Below are 17290 nucleotides of genomic sequence, written 5' to 3'. Positions count from 1 at the left end.
GTGGCCCGGTCGGTGTCTGCCCTTCCGTCCCAGGCACACCTGACGGGGATCTCGCCGTCTGGGAGCCCGGCCGCCGCGCTCGACGGTTACGCCGGGGCCCGGCGGCTGAGCCGCCGTCCGCAGAAGGTCGCCGCAAGCAGGGGGTGAACGGGCGCCCGACTGGTCAGGATGGAGGCATGGGATTCCATGTCGACTCCGAGGCCGGGCGGCTCACCCGCGTCATACTGCACCGGCCGGATCTCGAGCTCAAAAGGCTCACCCCCAGCAACAAGGACGCCCTCCTCTTCGACGACGTGCTGTGGGTGCGGCGGGCGCGGGCCGAGCACGACGGGTTCGCCGACGTGCTGCGTGACCGGGGGGTCACCGTCCACCTCTTCGGCGACCTGCTCACCGAGGTACTCGGCATCCGGGCGGCGAGATCCCTCGTCCTGGACCGGGTCTTCGACGAGAAGGAGTACGGCCCCCTCGCCACCGACCACCTCCGCGCCGCCTTCGAGGCCCTGCCCTCGCGTGAACTGGCCGAGGCCCTCATCGGCGGCATGACCAAGCGGGAGTTCCTGGACGAGCACCCGGAGCCGACCTCCGTGCGCTTCCACGTCATGGAGCTCGACGACTTCCTCCTCGATCCGCTGCCCAACCACCTCTTCACCCGCGACACCTCCGCCTGGATCTACGACGGCGTCTCCATCAACTCCATGCGCTGGCCCGCCCGGCAGCGCGAGACCGTGCACTTCGAGGCCATCTACCGGCACCACCCGCTGTTCCGCGACGAGAGCTTCCGCGTCTGGTCCGAGGGGCTGGCCGACTACCCGTCGACCATCGAGGGCGGAGACGTGCTGGTCATCGGCAACGGGGCCGTCCTGATCGGCATGAGCGAGCGGACCACGCCCCAGGCCGTCGAGATGCTCGCGCACAAGCTGTTCGCGGCGGGCTCCGCCGAGACCATCGTGGCCCTGGACATGCCGAAGGGGCGCGCGTTCATGCACCTCGACACCGTGATGACGATGGTCGACGGCGACACCTTCACCCAGTACGCGGGGCTCGGCATGCTCCGCTCGTACACCATCGAACCGGGCACCGAGGAGAAGGAGCTGAAGGTCACCGACCATCCGCCGGAGCACATGCACCGTGCGATCGCCGCCGCGCTCGGACTGAGCGAGATCCGTGTGCTGACCGCGACCCAGGACGTCCACGCGGCGGAGCGGGAACAGTGGGACGACGGCTGCAACGTCCTCGCCGTCGAGCCGGGCGTCGTCATCGCCTACGAGCGGAACTCGACGACCAACACGCATCTGCGCAAGCAGGGCATCGAGGTGATCGAGATCCCGGGCAGCGAGCTGGGCCGGGGGAGGGGCGGGCCGCGCTGCATGAGCTGCCCGGTCGAACGGGCCGCCATCCCCTAGGTCTGTATATCCATGCTGGACTTCGTATAGTATTCCAGCAGTCTGAGTCCCCCGTATCCCTGGAGCGCCCCCATGGCGACAGTCCCGACCGCCCTCGCCGGCCGCCACTTCCTCAAGGAGCTGGACTTCACCGGGGAGGAGTTCCGCGGTCTGGTCGAGCTGGCCGCCGAGCTGAAGGCCGCCAAGAAGGCCGGGACCGAGACGCAGTACCTGCGGGGCCGGAACATCGCGCTCATCTTCGAGAAGACCTCCACCCGCACCCGCTGCGCCTTCGAGGTCGCCGCCGCCGACCAGGGCGCCTCGACGACGTACCTCGACCCGTCCGGCTCACAGATCGGCCACAAGGAGTCCGTGAAGGACACCGCGCGCGTGCTGGGGCGGATGTACGACGGGATCGAATACCGCGGGGACAGCCAGCAGAAGGTGGAGGAGCTGGCGGCGTACGCGGGCGTCCCCGTCTACAACGGCCTCACCGACGACTGGCATCCCACCCAGATGCTCGCCGACGTGCTGACCATGACCGAGCACAGCACCAAGCCGCTGAAGGAGATCTCCTTCGCCTACCTCGGCGACGCCCGCTTCAACATGGGCAACTCCTACCTGATCACCGGCGCCCTGCTCGGCATGGACGTGCGGATCGTCGCCCCGAAGTCCTACTGGCCGGCCCAGGAGATCGTCGACCGGGCCCGCGAGCTCGCCGAGGCCAGTGGGGCGCGTGTCACGCTCACCGAAGCCCTGGAGGAGGGTGTCCGGGGTGCCGACTTCGTCGCCACCGACGTGTGGGTCTCCATGGGTGAGCCCAAGGAGGTCTGGGACGAGCGGATCGCCGCGCTCGCCCCGTACGCCGTGACCATGGACGTCCTGCGCGCCACCGGCAACCCCGACGTGAAGTTCCTGCACTGCCTGCCCGCCTTCCACGACCTGGGCACCAAGGTCGGCCAGGAGATCCACGAGACCCATGGCCTGGAGTCCCTGGAAGTGACGGACGAGGTCTTCGAGTCGGCGCACTCGGTCGTCTTCGACGAGGCGGAGAACCGCCTGCACACCATCAAGGCGGTGCTGGTCGCGACGCTGGCCTGAGCTTCAGGTCTCGGAGGGCCGCCGCTGCCGCGGCACCGTCGGCAGCCGGAACCACACCGCCTTGCCCGCGTCGGTGGGTCGGTGGCCGCACGACGAGCTCAGGGTGCGGATCAGCAGCAGTCCGCGCCCGTGCTCCTGCCAGGGGTCGGGCTCCCCGGCGGCCGGGTGCGTGAGGTCGCCGGGCGGCGCCGGGTCCGGGTCGTGCACCTCGACCTGGCAGCCGGTCGGCCGCAGCTCCACCACCAGCTCTATCGGTCCGGCGGTGTGCTCCACGGCGTTGGCGACCAGCTCCGCGGTGAGCAGTTCCGCGGTGTCGCTGTCGGCCGCGTGCTCCAGTTCTGCCAGCGCCGTACGGACCAGCGCGCGGGCCACCGGCACCGCCGCGGCGGTGTGCGGCAGCGGGATGCGCCAGCAGGCGGGGGCTGAGGAGCGTTCGTGCAAGGCGGGTCCGTTCATGGAGCAGGCAGTCCTGCTTTCAACTTTTATGAATGGTACGAGCGCCCCCGGCGGGGTCCGTCGGCGGGCGCCGTACGGGGCCGTCGGCCCCGTTGCCGGACGGCTTACCCCGGCCAACGGCCCGCCGCGCACGGCTGCTCCCGCCGTTACGCCGGTGTCGAGGAGCTGTGACGGATGTGACGAGGTGAGGTCATCCCCGCTTCACCTGCGCATGCCCCGCACCCGAACGGTCTATCGCGCGCTCGTGACGACAGTCACGGACAGGTGATAACTTCGAGGGACAGAGCGCAGTGAGGCCAGTGCCCGCCCGAGGAGGCCGCACGTCATGAGTCCTTTCACCGGCTCCGCCGCCCGCACCTCCGACTGGCGGCACCTGCGCGTCGATCTCGCCGACGGCGTCGCCACCGTCACCCTCGCCCGGCCGGAGAAGCTCAACGCGCTCACCTTCGGCGCCTACGCCGACCTGCGCGATCTGCTCGCCGAGCTGTCCCGGGAGCGTTCCGTAAGGGCCCTGGTGCTGGCCGGCGAGGGACGTGGCTTCTGCTCCGGCGGCGACGTCGACGAGATCATCGGCGCGACCCTCGGCATGGACACCGCCCAGCTCCTCGACTTCAACCGGATGACCGGGCAGGTGGTGCGGGCCGTACGGGAGTGCCCGTTCCCGGTGATCGCGGCGGTGCACGGTGTGGCGGCGGGCGCGGGCGCGGTGCTGGCCCTGGCGGCGGACTTCCGCATCGCCGATCCCACCGCCCGCTTCGCCTTCCTCTTCACCCGGGTCGGCCTCTCCGGCGGCGACATGGGCGCCGCGTACCTGCTGCCGAGGGTCGTCGGCCTCGGACACGCGACCCGCCTGCTCATGCTGGGCGAACCGGTGCGCGCACCCGAGGCCGAGCGCATCGGCCTGATCAGCGAGCTGACGGAGGAGGGCGGCGCCCACGAGGCGGCCCTCGCACTCGCCCGCCGCTTGGCCGACGGCCCTGCCCTGGCACACGCCCAGACCAAGGCCCTGCTGACGGCCGAGCTGGACATGCCGCTGGCCGCCGCGGTGGAACTGGACGCCTCAACCCAGGCCCTGCTCATGAACGGCGAGGACTACGCCGAGTTCCACGCGGCGTTCACGGAGAAGAGGCCGCCGAAATGGCAGGGGCGGTAACTGTGCCGACCAAAGGGGCGCGGGGCTGGGCCGAATGTGCGGCTACCGCCACGTGGGCGCGACCAGCCACCGACTACCCGCAGCCGCCCAAGACGATCGGCCACCCCCAGCGCATCGCAGTCATCGGCGGCGGCCCCGGCGGCCTCTACGCCGCAGCCCTGCTCAAACGCCTCGACCCGTCCCGCGACATCACCGTCTGGGAACGCAACGCCCCCGACGACACCTTCGGCTTCGGAGTCGTCCTCTCCGACGAAACCCTGGGCGGTATCGAACACGCGGACCCGGTGGTGTACCAGGCCCTGCAAAGGGACTTCATCCGCTGGGACGACATCGACATCGTGCACCGCGGCACCCGTCAGACCTCCTCAGGACACGGCTTCGCCGCGCTCGGCCGCCACCGGCTCCTGGAGATCCTCCACGACCGCTGCCGCACCCTCGGCGTGGACCTCCGTTTCCGCACGGAGGCCCCGGCCCACCTCAGGCGGACGCATGATCTCGTCATCGCCGCCGACGGAGTCCACAGCACCACCCGCGAGGCCTACGCCCACGTCTTCCGCCCCCACATCGAGACGCACCGCTGCCGCTACATCTGGCTCGCCGCCGACTTCGCCTTCGAGGCGTTCCGCTTCGAGATCGCCGAGACCGAACACGGCGTGATGCAACTGCACGGCTACCCCTACGCGGCCGACGCCTCCACCGTCATCATCGAGATGCGCGAAGAGGTCTGGCGGGCGGCCGGTTTCGAGGAACTCGGCGGACAGGAGTCCATCGAGCGCTGCGCCAAGATCTTCGCCGACGCGCTCGGCGGACGGCCGCTGAAGTCCAACAAGTCGGCCTGGACCACCTTCCGTGCGGTCGTCAACGAACGCTGGTCGCACGGCAACGTCGTGCTGCTCGGCGACGCCGCCCACACCGCCCACTTCTCCATCGGCTCCGGCACCAAGCTCGCCGTCGAGGACGCCCTCGCGCTGGCCGCCTGCCTGGAGGAACAGGACTGTTCGGAGAAGGCTCTGACCGCGTACGAGGAGGAGCGGCGCCCCGTCGTCGCCTCCACCCAGCGCGCGGCCCGCGCCAGCCTGGAATGGTTCGAGAACCTCGCCCTCCACCTCGACCAGCGGCCCCGCCAGTTCGCCTTCAACCTGCTCACCCGCAGCCGCCGCGTCACCCACGGCAACCTGAGGCTGCGTGACGCCCGCTTCACCGCGGCCGTCGAGCGCGAGTTCGGCTGCCCGCCCGGCACGCCCCCGATGTTCACCCCGTTCCGGTTGCGCGGCCTGACCCTGCGCAACCGGGTCGTCGTCTCGCCCATGGACATGTACTCGGCCACGGACGGCGTCCCCGGCGACTTCCACCTGGTCCACCTCGGTGCCCGGGCCCTCGGCGGCGCCGGGCTGGTGATGACCGAGATGGTGTGCGTGAGCCCCGAGGGGCGCATCACCCCGGGCTGCGCGGGCCTCTACACCGCCCGGCAGGCCGAGGCCTGGAAACGGATCACCGAGTTCGTGCACCGGCAGGCACCGGGCACCGCGATCGGCGTGCAGCTCGGCCACAGCGGACGCAAGGGCTCGACCAAGCTGATGTGGGAGGGCATCGACGAGCCGCTGGACGACGGCAACTGGCCCCTGGTGGCCGCCTCCCCCCTGCCGTACAAGCCGCACAGCCAGACCCCGCGCAGGCTCTCCCGGGCCCAGCTCACCGACATAAGAGAGCAGTTCACGGCGGCTGCCGTGCGGGCGGCGCGGGCGGGCTTCGATCTGCTGGAGCTCCACTGCGCCCACGGCTACCTGCTGTCGGGCTTCCTCTCCCCCCTGACCAACCAGCGCACCGACGCCTACGGCGGCTCCCTGGAGAAACGGCTCCGCTTCCCTCTGGAGGTCTTCGACGCCGTACGGAGGGTGTGGCCGGAGGAGCGGCCCATGACCGTCCGTGTCTCCGCCACCGACTGGGCCGAGGGCGGCACGACGGCCGAGGACGCCGTACGGATCGCCCGCGCGTTCGCCGCGCACGGCGCCGACGCGATCGACGTGTCCACCGGGCAGGTCGTGGCCGACGAGCGGCCGGAGTTCGGGCGGTCGTACCAGACGCCGTTCGCGGACCGCATCCGGCACGAGGCGGGCATCCCGGTGATCGCGGTCGGCGCGATCTCCTCCTGGGACGACGTCAACTCCCTGATCCTCGCCGGCCGTGCGGATCTGTGCGCCCTCGCCCGGCCCCACCTCTACGACCCGCACTGGACGCTGCACGCGGCCGCCGAGCAGGGCTACGAGGGCCCGGGAGTCGTCTGGCCGGCCCCGTACCGGGCGGGCAGCCGGCGCCCGCAGACCGGACGCACGGACGCCCCGAAACCTCGGCTCAGTCTGGGGGGCTGAGCAGGCCCACGAACTCCGCTCCCGCGTCCCGCAGCCGCTCGTGCAGTCCCCGGAACACGGCGGCCGAGTGGGCGCCCGGCCAGTTGTCGGGGAGCAGGCGGGCGGGCAGACCGGGGTCGGCGTAGGGGAGGTGGCGCCAGGAGTCCAGGGCGAGGAGGTAATCCCGGTAGGCCTCCTCGGGCGGGGTGTCCGTCCGCTTCTCCCACTCGCGCAGCACGCGCGCGTGGCGGTCGAGGAACGCCTCGTGCTCCTTGGCGATGGCGGCCAGGTCCCACCAGCGGGCGACGGCCTCGGTGGTCGGGGCGAAACCGAGGTGCTCGCCGCGGAAGAAGTCGACGTACGCGTCCAGCCGCAGCCGCTGGAGAGTGTGCCGGGTCTCCTCGTACAGCCGTGCCGGGGCGATCCACACGCCGGGCGCGGCGGTACCGAAGCCCAGGCCGGCCAGGCGCGAGCGCAGCACGTGCCGCTTCTGCCGCTCCGACTCCGGTACGGAGAACACGGCCAGCACCCAGCCCTCGTCCTCGGGCGGTGCGGTGGCGTAGATGCGCCGGTCGCCGTCGTCGAGCAGCTGGCGGGCGTCCGGTGACAGCTCGTACCCGGCCGCACCCTCGGCCGTACGGGCCGGCACGAGCAGCCCGCGCCGCTTGAGCCGCGACACCGACGAGCGTACCGAGGGGGCGTCCACGCCGACCGCGGCCAGCAGGCGGATCAGCTCGGCGACGGGCACCGGACCCGCCATGAAGCGGCCGTACGCGCCGTAGAGCGTGACGATGAGAGACCGTGGTGCATGCTGGTCGGACACATTGATCATCTTAGGTCTTCGGTATCGCCGCTGGTCACCTTGGGTGTCACTCGCGGGCCCGCAGTTTGAACCGTTGCAGCTTGCCGGTCGCCGTGCGCGGCAGCGCGTCCAGGAAGACGATCTCGCGCGGGCACTTGAACGGCGCCAGTTCGGACCTGACGAAGCCGCGCAGTGCCTCAGGGTCCCGCTCGGCGCCCTCCTTGAGGACGGCGAAGGCCACCACGATCTGCCCCCGCGCCTCGTCGGGCCGCCCCACGACCGCCGCCTCGACCACGTCCGGGTGACGCAGCAACGCGTCCTCGACCTCCGGTCCCGCGATGTTGTACCCGGCTGAGATGATCATGTCGTCGGCGCGGGCGACATAACGGAAGTACCCGTCGGGTTCGCGGACATACGTGTCACCGGTGACGTTCCAGCCGTCGCGCACGTACTCCCGCTGCCGCGGATCGGCGAGATACCGGCAGCCGACCGGTCCGCGCACGGCCAGCAGCCCGGGCTCGCCGTCGGGGACGGGCCGGCCGTTCTCGTCCTGCACGCGCGCCTGCCAGCCGGGTACGGGAAGGCCGGTCGTGCCGGGTCTGATCCGCTCGTCGGCGGCGGAGATGAAGATGTGCAGCAGTTCGGTCGCGCCGATGCCGTTGATGAGGCGCAGGCCCGTGCGCTCGTGCCAGGCCCGCCAGGTCGCCGCGGGCAGGTTCTCACCGGCCGAGACACAGCGCCGCAGGCAGGAGACGTCGTACCCGTCCAGCTCGTCGAGCATCGCGCGGTACGCCGTCGGCGCGGTGAACAGCACGGAGACGCGGTGCTCGGCGATCGCCGGCAGCAGTTGCCCGGGGCCGGCCTGTTCGAGGAGCAGGGAACTCGCCCCCGCCCGCATCGGGAAGATCACCAGCCCGCCGAGGCCGAAGGTGAAGCCGAGCGGGGGACTGCCCGCGAAGAGGTCACCGGCGTGCGGCTTGAGGACGTGCCGGGCGAAGGTGTCGGCGATCGCGAGGACGTCCCGGTGGAAGTGCGTGCACCCCTTGGGGCGCCCGGTGGTGCCGGAGGTGAAGGCGATCAGCGCCACGTCGTCGGCCGCGGTGTCCAGCGCCGGGTACGCAGTGCCGGGCGCCGGACGGTTCAGGAGGTCGTCGGGGGCGTCGCCGCCGTACGTCGTGATGCGCAGCCCCGGGATCTCCGCCTTGGCGAGGTCGTCGACCGCCCGGATGTCGCACAGCGCGTGCCGCACGCGGGCGATCTCGCACATGGTGCTCAGCTCGTGCGGGCGCTGCTGGGCCAGCACGGTGACGGCGACCGCTCCCGCCTTCAGCACCGCCAGCCAGCAGGCGGCCAGCCACGGGGTGGTGGGGCCACGCAGCAGCACCCGGTTGCCGGGGACGACGCCCAGGTCGCCGGTGAGGACGTGCGCGATCCGGTCGACGCGGGCGCGGAGCTCCCCGTACGTCCAGGTCCCGGCGGGGGTGCGGAACACCGGGCGGCCGTCCGGGGGCCCGTGGAGCAGTTCGGCGGCACAGTTCAGCCGTTCGGGGTAGCGCAGCTCCGGCAGCTCGAAGCGGAGCTCGGGCCACTGGTCGGGCGGCGGGAGATGGTCACGCGCGAACGTGTCGGCGTGGGCGGAACGGGTCGTGCCGGCCATGGCGGTTCGCCCCCTTGCCTGGGTGGGCGTCGTGGTGGGCCAGGGGCCCCAGCACAGGGAGCGTATCGCCTTGGTGACGGCAGTCAATCCGACGCGATACCTTCGGAGGGATGCCGTACGGCAGGTGAGGAGAGAGGACCGGCCATGCCCGCATTCTCACTCGACCCAGTACAGACCGCCTGGTGCGCCGAGCTCCGCTCGCTGGCCGCCGAACGGCTGCGCCCGCTCGCGGAGCGGGGTGAACCGGGCCACGTCAACCGCCCGCTGGTCGCCGAGCTCGGCCGGCTCGGGCTGCTGAAGCGGCTGTTCACCTCCGGAGCCCTCGACCTGTGCCTGATGAGGGAGTCCCTCGCGTACTCCTGCACCGAGGCCGAGACCGCCCTCGCTCTGCAGGGCCTGGGTACGTATCTGGTGCATGCCCACGGCACCCCCGCCCAGCGCGACCACTGGCTGCCCCGGGTGACCGAGGGGAGCGCTGTCGCGGCCTTCGCGCTGAGCGAGCCGGGCGCCGGATCGGACGCGGCGGCGCTGTCCCTGACCGCTCACCCGGACGGGCCCTCCCGCTGGCGGCTCAGCGGTGAGAAGTGCTGGATCTCCAACGCCCCCGACGCCGACTTCCACACCGTCTTCGCGCGCACCACACCCGGCGCCGGCGCGCGGGGCGTCACCGCGTTCCTCGTGCCCGCCGACCGTCCCGGGCTCACCGGCACCGGGCTCGACATGCTCTCGCCGCACCCCATCGGGGCCCTGAGCTTCGACGAGGTGCCGGTGACGGCCGACGACGTGCTCGGCGAGGTGGACCGCGGCTTCCGGGTCGCCATGGGCACCCTCAACCTGTTCCGCCCCAGCGTCGGCGCCTTCGCGGTCGGCATGGCGCAGGCGGCACTGGACGCCACCCTCGTCCACACCGCCGGGCGGGACGCCTTCGGCGGCAAGCTGAGGGACCTCCAGACCGTGTCCCACCAGGTCGCCGAAATGGCCCTGCGCACGGAGGCGGCCCGCCTGATGGTCTACGCGGCGGCGACGGCGTACGACGAGGGAGCCCCGGACGTGCCCCGGCGGGCCGCCATGGCGAAGCTGCTGGCCACCGAGACCGCGCAGTACGTCGTCGACACCGCCGTCCAGCTGCACGGCGCCCGCGCCCTGCGCCGCGGCCACCTCCTCGAACACCTGTACCGCGAGGTGCGCGCCCCGCGCATCTACGAGGGCGCGAGCGAGATCCAACGGAGCATCATCGCCAAGGAGCTGTACGCCGGTCTGGAGGCCTCGTGACCGCCGAGCGTGTCAACCCGCCCGAGTTGTCCCCGCCCACCGGCTTCTCGCACGCCGTCGTCGCCACCGGCTCCCGTGTCGTCTTCCTGGCCGGCCAGACCGCCCTCGACGCCGACGGCAAGGTGGTCGGCGACACGCTTGTCGAACAGTTCGAGCGCGCCCTCGGCAACCTCCTCGCCGCCCTGCGCGCGGCGGGCGGTACCCCCGCCGACCTGGCCCGTGTCACCGTCTACGCCACCGACGTCGCCGCGTACCGGGCCCAGACCCGCGCACTCGGCCGCCTCTGGCGGGAGCTGGCCGGGCGCGACTACCCCGCCATGGCGGTGATCGAAGTCGTACGCCTGTGGGACGAGCAGGCGATGGTGGAACTCGACGGGTTCGCGGTACTGCCCTGACGGGCACCCCGCGGTGCGCGTCAGGGATCAGGCGTCTTCCGGGTGTCTTTGATGTCCGGAGAGGCCAGGTGCTCCTCAGCGGTCAGCGACGACTTCCACGGTGATCTTCAGGTGGCGACCCGTCATGCCCTTGGCTTTCGTGACGCCGAAGGCGTATCTGTCCAACGTGGCGGTGCCGTTGGCTGTGATCCGCCTGTCCTCATGGGCAAGGGAAGTGATCGTGACGGAAACCGGCTGCGTCACTCCGCAGGCAGTCAACTCCCCTTGCAATGACGCGTCCTGGGCGGATGTTTCCAGGCGCAGACTCCGGAAGGCGATCTCGGGATGTCGTGCCACGTCCAGGTAGTCGGAGGACCTGACGTGATCGTCGCGCTGCTGATTGCCGGACTCGAAGCTGGCCGCGTCCATCGCGACTTCCACCGACGACTCTTCCGGCGACTCCGCAACGGTGATCCGGCCATGGCTGATGGTGAACGTTCCACGAACCGGGAGCAGCCCGAACATGGCACGCGTGTCGAAACGGACGGTGGATCCCACCGGGTTGATCTCGTAGGTGCCGGCTGCTGGTAAGGACTGCTCTGAAGTGCCGGGTATCGCCATGAGCGCGTAGCCTCCGTGTGCTGAAGATCCTCTTGGATGGATCAGCCTCTCGCAGACTGCGATGGCTGCACCAGTCCCCTTTCGATCACCGACAGTGAACCCGACGTCGGCCGGGCCGGTCGCGGGGCGGGACGGGGCGCCGCCGAAGGAGTGGTGATCACGGCCGCGGACGTACGCGCCGGGTTTCACCGGGTACCAGTGGAAGACCCCCACCCACCGGAGGTCTCCCCATGTCCCTGCGCCTCGCTCTCGGCACCGCTGCCGGTTCCGCGGTCCTGCTGCTGCCGGCCGTCACCGCCGCGCCCGCGACCGCGGGCCCGCACGACACCGTGACGGTCGACCAGAAGGCCCATGTAGCCGTGGACGGCACCGTCACCCTCTCCGGCACCTACCGTTGCTCCGACAGCACCGGCCCGGTGTACGTCAGCAGCACCGTGACCCAGGGTTCCACGACCCGCCAGAGCATCGGCGGCACCCGCGCCGTCTGCGACGGCGTGGAACACCGCTGGTCGAACAGCGGCAGACCGGCGATGAGCCTTAAGGAGGGCGAGGCCGACGTGGAGGCCACCTTGCTGGAACTGCGCACCGTCGGCATGGTGCCGTCGCCCCTCGTGCTCGCGACCCAGCGGCAGGAGATCACCCTGGCCGCACAGTGAGCTGCGGTGTTCCGTACGGCTCCTCTTACGGCAGCTCGGGATCCTGGAACAGCTCGATCATGGCCGCGTAGCTGTGGTCGCCGTACCCCTGGTCGAGGGCCCGCTTCGCCAGTGCGTGGACGAAGGCCGGCAGCTCGGTGCTGACGCCCTGCCTCTCGCTCTCGTGCAGCAGGTGCTCGATCGCCGCGAAGTGGGTCGACAGCGTGGCGTCGTGCGCCGGGTACCTGGCGTCCCCGGCGTCGATCTGGCCCGCGTAGTCGGTGACGAAGACCTTGACGGCGTCGACCCACGAGATCGCCCAGGGCAGGAAGGCCGTGGCGTCGATGCCCGCGCTCCTCAGCAGCGCGGCACCGTGGATGAAGCTGTTCAGCGTGCCCCACATGACGCCGAGCAGAGCCACGTCGTGGAGAACGGCGAGGCCCGGGTCCTCCCCCACGTAGGTGGTGCGCCCGCCGAGCACCTTCAGTGTGGCCTCGTGTTGCTCGAACACGCTCGAGGTGCCGCTGTGGAAGATCACGGCTTCCGCTCCGCCGATCATCCCCGGGGTGGCCATGATCGCGCCGTCCAGGTACTCGGCGCCCCGCCGCGCGGCCCAGGCGGCCGTCTCACGTGCCTGCTCCGAGGAACCGGAGGTGAGGTTGGCCAGCACCCGGCCCGACAGCGCGCCGTCCAGCGGGTCGAGGACCTCGTGCACCGCGTCGTAGGTCGTCAGGCAGACGACGACCAGTTCCGCGGCGCTCACCGCGTCCGCCGGGGAGGGCGCGAGCACCGCTCCCCGCCGGACCAGGTCGTCCGCCTTTCCGGGCGTGCGGTTCCATACGGTCGTCGGGTGACCGGCCCGGAGGAACTCGGCGGCCAGCGCCTGTCCCATGAGTCCCAGGCCGATGACCGTGACCGGTAAGCGGTCGTTGCCCGCCATGACAACTCCTCTGATCTTCTCGTCGGTTGCGACGTGATCAGATTCGCGGCGCCGGGCACAGCGGACAAGTACGTACTTTCGAGTGCCCACTTACCCTTCGGTAAGCGGCGTGGCGCGTTTTCGATCAGCCTCCCTTGCTGGGTGGCGCAGCACGTGACGGCGAGACAGCTCCCCCATGCGGGGGAGGGTGAGTGAGGAGTGCGGCGTGGAAAAAGGCCGGCGCATGACCGCACCTCTGCTGACGTTCGGGCACAGCACCGCGACCCGTGAGCGTTTGACCACCCTTCTGCACGGCGCCGGGGTAGTGGCAGTCGTTGACGTGCGCACCGCCCCGGGCAGCCGTCGGAACCCGGATGTGGGCAAGGAGCTGCTCCAGGACTGGATGCCCGGACAAGGCATCGCCTATCGCTGGGAGAAGAGACTCGGCGGCTTCCGCAAGGCCGCGCCGGACTCGCCGGACGTGTTCTGGGAGAACGTCTCCTTCCGGGGTTACGCCGGACATGCGAGAAGCGCCGACTTCCTTGCCGCGATCGACGAGCTGCTGAGGCAGGCGGCGACGGCGCGTACCGCGGTCATGTGCAGTGAGGCGCTGTGGTGGCGCTGTCACCGGCGGATCATCGCCGACTTCGCCGTACTCGCCCGTCGGGTCCCGGTGCTCCACCTCGCACACGACGGGCGGCTCAGCGAGCACCGGCCCACGGCGGGGGCCCGCCTGCGCGAGGACGGCCTGATCGTCTACGACCAGGACCCTCGACGCCCCGGACGGTAGAGGCTGCTACGGGTCGGGTGTGTCAGATGTCCCGGAACGTCTCGATCTGCGCCCCCACCGAGTTCAGCCGCTCCGCCAGGTCCTCGTAGCCACGGTTGATGACGTACACGTTGCGCAGCACGGACGTGCCCTCCGCCGCCATCATCGCCAGCAGGACGACCACGGCGGGCCGCAGGGCCGGCGGGCACATCATCTCGGCGGCGCGCCAGCGGGTGGGGCCCTCGACCAGCACGCGGTGGGGGTCGAGGAGCTGGAGCCGGCCGCCGAGACGGTTGAGGTCGGTCAGATAGATCGCGCGGTTGTCGTACACCCAGTCGTGGATCAGCGTCTTGCCCTGCGCGGAGGCCGCGATGGCCGCGAAGAACGGGACATTGTCGATGTTCAGGCCGGGGAAGGGCATCGGGTGGATCTTGTCGATCGGCGCCTCCAGCTTGGAGGGCCGCACGGTCAGGTCCACCAGCCGGGTGCGGCCGTTGTCGGCGACGTACTCGGCCGTGCGGTCGTGGTCGAGGCCCATCTCCTCCAGGACCGCCAGCTCGATCTCCAGGAACTCGATCGGCACCCGGCGGACCGTCAGCTCCGACTCCGTGACGACGGCGGCCGCGAGCAGGCTCATCGCCTCGACCGGGTCCTCGGAGGGGGAGTAGTCGACGTCCACGTCGATGGTCGGCATGCCGTGCACCGTGAGCGTGGTGGTGCCGATGCCCTCCACCTTGACGCCGAGCGCCTCCAGGAAGAAACAGAGGTCCTGGACCATGTAGTTGGACGAGGCGTTGCGGATGACCGTGACCCCGTCGTGCCGGGCGGCGGCCAGCAGCGCGTTCTCGGTGACCGTGTCCCCGCGCTCGGTCAGCACGATCGGGCGGTCGGGGCGGACGGACCGGTCGACCCTGGCGTGGTACTGGCCCTCGGTCGCGGCGACCTCCAGGCCGAACCGGCGCAGCGCGATCATGTGCGGCTCGATGGTGCGCGTTCCGAGGTCGCAGCCGCCGGCGTAGGGCAGTTTGAAGCGGTCCATGCGGTGCAGCAGCGGGCCGAGGAACATGATGATGGAGCGCGTGCGCACCGCCGCCTCGGCGTCGATGGCCGCCAGGTCCAGCTCGGCCGGCGGCACGATCTCCAGGTCGACGCCGTCGTTGATCCAGCGGGTGCGTACGCCGATGGAGTTCAGCACCTCCAGCAGACGGTAGACCTCCTCGATACGGGCGACCCGGCGCAACACCGTGCGCCCCTTGTTCAGCAGCGAGGCGCACAGCAGGGCCACGCAGGCGTTCTTGCTCGTCTTGACGTCGATGGCACCGGAGAGCCGACGGCCGCCGACCACCCGCAGATGCATCGGCCCCGCGTAGCCCAGAGAGACGATCTCACTGTCCAGGGCCTCGCCAATGCGAGCGATCATCTCAAGGCTGATGTTCTGGTTGCCGCGCTCGATGCGGTTGACAGCACTCTGACTGGTGCCGAGCGCCTCCGCAAGCTGGGACTGTGTCCAGCCACGGTGCTGTCGGGCGTCACGGATGAGCTTGCCGATACGTACGAGGTAGTCGTCTGCCATGAGGTTGAGGCTATCTCAGATATGAGATGTGAACTGACTCGGGGTGGGCCGGGCGGGTGAGGTGCCCCCGGGACGTCCGAAGACACATGTGAGGTGTGCCACTTGTCGTTCCCGCCGTAACGGAAGTGTCGCCCGAACGGCGATTGGGGGTGCGGACGTCGCACGGGCGGTGGCCCGGCCGCGAAGCCGCGACGGCCTTCGAACGTCAGGAGCAGACCATGACGCACACCCCGCACCGCCCCGCAGAACCGGCCCCCTCCGCCGCGGAGTTCGCGGAGATGACGGCCCGTCTCGACCGTATCGACCGGCGCATCGAGGGCGGCTGCGCCACGGCCGCGGGGCTGTTCGCGCTCGGCGGCAGCGGAGCGCTGGCGTCCGCGGTCCACCAGTACGCGGTGATGCACGACGGGTCGATGGCCTCCGCGGGCGTCGCGATGGCGACGGCGCTCTTCGTCGCCGCGGGCCGGCTCGTGCGCCGGGTGCGCGCCTCACGACGTGCCCGTGCGCACCGCTCGCTGGGGTGAACGACCCGCGAAACGGCGTGAGTTGACGTACGAAGGCCGTAAATCGGCGCGAGGCGTAAAGACGAGGGCCGGGTCGCCCGGATTCCCCACTGAAACCACCCGCAGCACAAGCTCCGCAACACCAGGAGGAAGCATGACCGGACTGGTACCCGAGCCGGTGGACGGGGTCCCGTGCGAGACCGCCCCGCCGGCCGCCCCGGTGCCGGGTCCACAGCGGCACGGCGAGGACGGGGCGGACAACGGCCCGGCGTCCGAGGACGGCGAGGTCCCGAGTCTCGCGGCGGCGCGCGGCGGCGTCCCGGTGCCGGCCCCGGTGGCCGTGCCGGACGGGGCCGCGCTGCCGCCGCCCGTCGCCGTACCGTACGGCCGCTCCTGCGCACCGGACGGCGGCCGGGACGGGGTCGCCGATGTCGCGGGACCGCTCACTCCGGAACAGGTGCGGCGGGTGGAGGCCGAGGGCTTCGCCTACGCCGTGGCGCGCGGGATCGGCGAGCAGAACGCCCGCTACTTCGCCCGGGTGGCGTGTGACGCCGCGGTCGCCCGGACGCCGCCGCTCAAGGAGAAGGAGGCGATCGGCTACTGCATCCGTGCCGTGCGCAACCAGATCGCGGACCTGCGACGCCCGCACCCCCGCGAGGTTCCCGTGGAGCGGTTCCCGGACCGCGCCACCGGCGACACCACCGCGGAGCAGGTGATCCGCCGGGACGAGGTCCGACGGGCGCTGCGCATGGTGCGCGAAGTCCTGACGGAGCGCCAGTTCGAGGTGTTCTGGCTGCGCCGGGTCAAGGAGATGTCGCTGGAGGAGACCGCGGAGGTGCTCGGGATCCGTCCGGGAACGGTGGCGGCCACGCTCAACAAGGCGGAGAAGAAGATCGGGCGGCACCTCGCACGCCGGGGTGCCCTGGCCCGGCTGAAGGGGCGGAACGAACGCGGGTAGCGCTAGTACGGGGATCACGGGTTCCGGTGGCCTTCGCCGGAAACGGGCCGGTCCGGTGCCCGCGGAGGCGACCAGAGACCGTGATCCCCGGGCGGGCCTTACCCGGCCCTGGCAAGCCCAACGATCGGGGGAAAAGGGGTTCACATGGAAGATTCGGAGAACGAGGTGGCGGCCCTTGTCGGTCAGCTGAAGCAGGCCGACGCGGAACTCGTCGCCTATCACCTGGCCGGCAGTACGCCGGAGCAGGAACTCGTGGCCCACCACCGGGCCGGCCGTGCGGGAGGGAAGGAGGGCCGCCGTGGAGCCGGCGCGGCCGCACGGCGGAGCGACCCTCCCCCCGCCCCGGCCGTGCCGGCATGGGACACGAGTCCCACCGAGCACGGCACCTCCGGGGCGGCCGGCCGCGGTGACGGGAGCGGGGCTCAGGCACACATCGGGGGAGTGTGCCTGACCCGGCATCTCGGCACCGTGGCCGCGGCCGTGGGCGCGGTCGTGGTCGTCGCCGCACCCGCTCCTTGGAGCGTGCTCCTCGGGGTGGTGGTCATCGTGGTCGCCTTCCTCGGCGCGCCCTTGGCGGCGCTGGTCCTCGGACGCCGGGAGCACGCCGGGGGACGGCGTGCCGGGGTGGACCTGATGGCCGGCGGGGCGGCGGCGGTGATCGTCACCGTGGTGGCCGCGTGGGCGGCCGGGCAGCGCAAGTAAGCGTGTCCGTGGCCGGGCACCGCGGAACGGGCAGGGCCCCGCACGGGGGAGGGGGCGCTGCCCGG

17 protein-coding genes are annotated in these 17290 nt (G+C 71.3%); 11 read left to right on the top strand and 6 right to left on the bottom strand.

Annotated features, from left to right (window positions below; translation table 11 throughout):
* Positions 1 to 176: 176 nt before the first annotated feature.
* Together NW895_RS20750 and argF are read left to right on the top strand one after the other, a co-directional pair.
* Complete coding sequence (locus NW895_RS20750; protein WP_289937244.1) at positions 177 to 1403, top strand: arginine deiminase; 1227 nt, start codon at positions 177 to 179, stop codon at positions 1401 to 1403.
* A gap of 72 nt (positions 1404 to 1475) precedes the next feature.
* Complete coding sequence (argF, locus tag NW895_RS20745) at positions 1476 to 2483, top strand: ornithine carbamoyltransferase (RefSeq protein WP_289937243.1); 1008 nt, start codon at positions 1476 to 1478, stop codon at positions 2481 to 2483.
* Positions 2484 to 2486: 3 nt separating this feature from the next.
* Here argF and NW895_RS20740 read toward each other — a convergent pair whose 3' ends face one another.
* Positions 2487 to 2939 carry an ATP-binding protein gene (locus NW895_RS20740; RefSeq protein WP_289937242.1) on the bottom strand — a complete coding sequence of 151 codons (453 nt, stop codon included), beginning with the start codon at positions 2937 to 2939 and terminating at the stop codon, positions 2487 to 2489.
* A gap of 325 nt (positions 2940 to 3264) precedes the next feature.
* On the opposite strand from NW895_RS20740, the gene NW895_RS20735 reads away from it, so the two are divergent.
* Both NW895_RS20735 and NW895_RS20730 read left to right on the top strand, forming a co-directional pair.
* Positions 3265 to 4092 carry an enoyl-CoA hydratase family protein gene (locus NW895_RS20735; protein ID WP_289937241.1) on the top strand — a complete coding sequence of 276 codons (828 nt, stop codon included), beginning with the start codon at positions 3265 to 3267 and terminating at the stop codon, positions 4090 to 4092.
* 95 nt (positions 4093 to 4187) lie between these two features.
* Entirely contained in the window at positions 4188 to 6461 is a 2274-nt protein-coding gene (locus tag NW895_RS20730) for a bifunctional salicylyl-CoA 5-hydroxylase/oxidoreductase (RefSeq protein ID WP_289937396.1), read from the top strand.
* On the opposite strand, the gene NW895_RS20725 is transcribed toward NW895_RS20730, so the two are convergent.
* Both NW895_RS20725 and NW895_RS20720 read right to left on the bottom strand, forming a co-directional pair.
* A complete protein-coding gene (locus NW895_RS20725) occupies positions 6445 to 7272 on the bottom strand; it encodes a PaaX family transcriptional regulator C-terminal domain-containing protein (protein WP_289937240.1) in 828 nt (275 codons plus the stop codon). The two genes, NW895_RS20730 and NW895_RS20725, sit on opposite strands and share 17 nt — an antisense overlap.
* A gap of 37 nt (positions 7273 to 7309) precedes the next feature.
* A complete protein-coding gene (locus NW895_RS20720; protein ID WP_289937239.1) occupies positions 7310 to 8899 on the bottom strand; it encodes an AMP-binding protein in 1590 nt (529 codons plus the stop codon).
* 144 nt (positions 8900 to 9043) lie between these two features.
* Here NW895_RS20720 and NW895_RS20715 point away from each other — a divergent pair, with 144 nt between their 5' ends.
* Positions 9044 to 10171, top strand: coding sequence for an acyl-CoA dehydrogenase (locus tag NW895_RS20715; RefSeq protein WP_289937238.1), 1128 nt, complete (start codon positions 9044 to 9046; stop codon positions 10169 to 10171).
* Positions 10168 to 10566 (top strand): RidA family protein, encoded by a 399-nt coding sequence (locus tag NW895_RS20710; protein WP_289937237.1) that lies wholly within the window; start codon positions 10168 to 10170, stop codon positions 10564 to 10566. Before NW895_RS20715 ends, NW895_RS20710 begins: the two co-directional genes overlap by 4 nt.
* Positions 10567 to 10641: 75 nt before the next feature.
* On the opposite strand, the gene NW895_RS20705 is transcribed toward NW895_RS20710, so the two are convergent.
* Complete coding sequence (locus NW895_RS20705; RefSeq protein ID WP_289937236.1) at positions 10642 to 11166, bottom strand: YceI family protein; 525 nt, start codon at positions 11164 to 11166, stop codon at positions 10642 to 10644.
* A gap of 230 nt (positions 11167 to 11396) precedes the next feature.
* Here NW895_RS20705 and NW895_RS20700 point away from each other — a divergent pair, with 230 nt between their 5' ends.
* Positions 11397 to 11822, top strand: a complete 426-nt coding sequence (locus NW895_RS20700; protein ID WP_289937235.1) for a DUF6299 family protein — start codon at positions 11397 to 11399, stop codon at positions 11820 to 11822.
* 25 nt (positions 11823 to 11847) lie between these two features.
* Here the strand turns inward: NW895_RS20700 and NW895_RS20695 are convergent, their stop codons facing one another.
* The gene (locus NW895_RS20695; protein WP_289937234.1) at positions 11848 to 12741 is read right to left on the bottom strand and encodes an NAD(P)-dependent oxidoreductase; all 894 of its coding nucleotides are present in this window, start codon (positions 12739 to 12741) and stop codon (positions 11848 to 11850) included.
* A gap of 223 nt (positions 12742 to 12964) precedes the next feature.
* Here NW895_RS20695 and NW895_RS20690 point away from each other — a divergent pair, with 223 nt between their 5' ends.
* Complete coding sequence (locus NW895_RS20690) at positions 12965 to 13510, top strand: DUF488 domain-containing protein (RefSeq protein ID WP_289937233.1); 546 nt, start codon at positions 12965 to 12967, stop codon at positions 13508 to 13510.
* A gap of 22 nt (positions 13511 to 13532) precedes the next feature.
* On the opposite strand, the gene NW895_RS20685 is transcribed toward NW895_RS20690, so the two are convergent.
* Entirely contained in the window at positions 13533 to 15062 is a 1530-nt protein-coding gene (locus NW895_RS20685) for a UDP-N-acetylglucosamine 1-carboxyvinyltransferase (protein WP_289937232.1), read from the bottom strand.
* 218 nt (positions 15063 to 15280) lie between these two features.
* On the opposite strand from NW895_RS20685, the gene NW895_RS20680 reads away from it, so the two are divergent.
* From NW895_RS20680 to NW895_RS20670, 3 genes are all read left to right on the top strand, one after another.
* The gene (locus NW895_RS20680) at positions 15281 to 15586 is read left to right on the top strand and encodes a hypothetical protein (protein ID WP_289937231.1); all 306 of its coding nucleotides are present in this window, start codon (positions 15281 to 15283) and stop codon (positions 15584 to 15586) included.
* A gap of 133 nt (positions 15587 to 15719) precedes the next feature.
* Positions 15720 to 16523, top strand: a complete 804-nt coding sequence (locus tag NW895_RS20675; RefSeq protein WP_289937230.1) for a sigma-70 family RNA polymerase sigma factor — start codon at positions 15720 to 15722, stop codon at positions 16521 to 16523.
* 144 nt (positions 16524 to 16667) lie between these two features.
* Entirely contained in the window at positions 16668 to 17225 is a 558-nt protein-coding gene (locus NW895_RS20670) for a hypothetical protein (protein ID WP_289937229.1), read from the top strand.
* The last annotated feature ends 65 nt before the right edge of the window (positions 17226 to 17290 follow it).

The organism is Streptomyces sp. S.PNR 29 (genome assembly GCF_030386795.1).
GTDB lineage: Bacteria > Actinomycetota > Actinomycetes > Streptomycetales > Streptomycetaceae > Streptomyces.
Note: the sequence above shows the minus strand (reverse complement) of the source record. Positions and strands in the feature narration are given on the sequence as shown.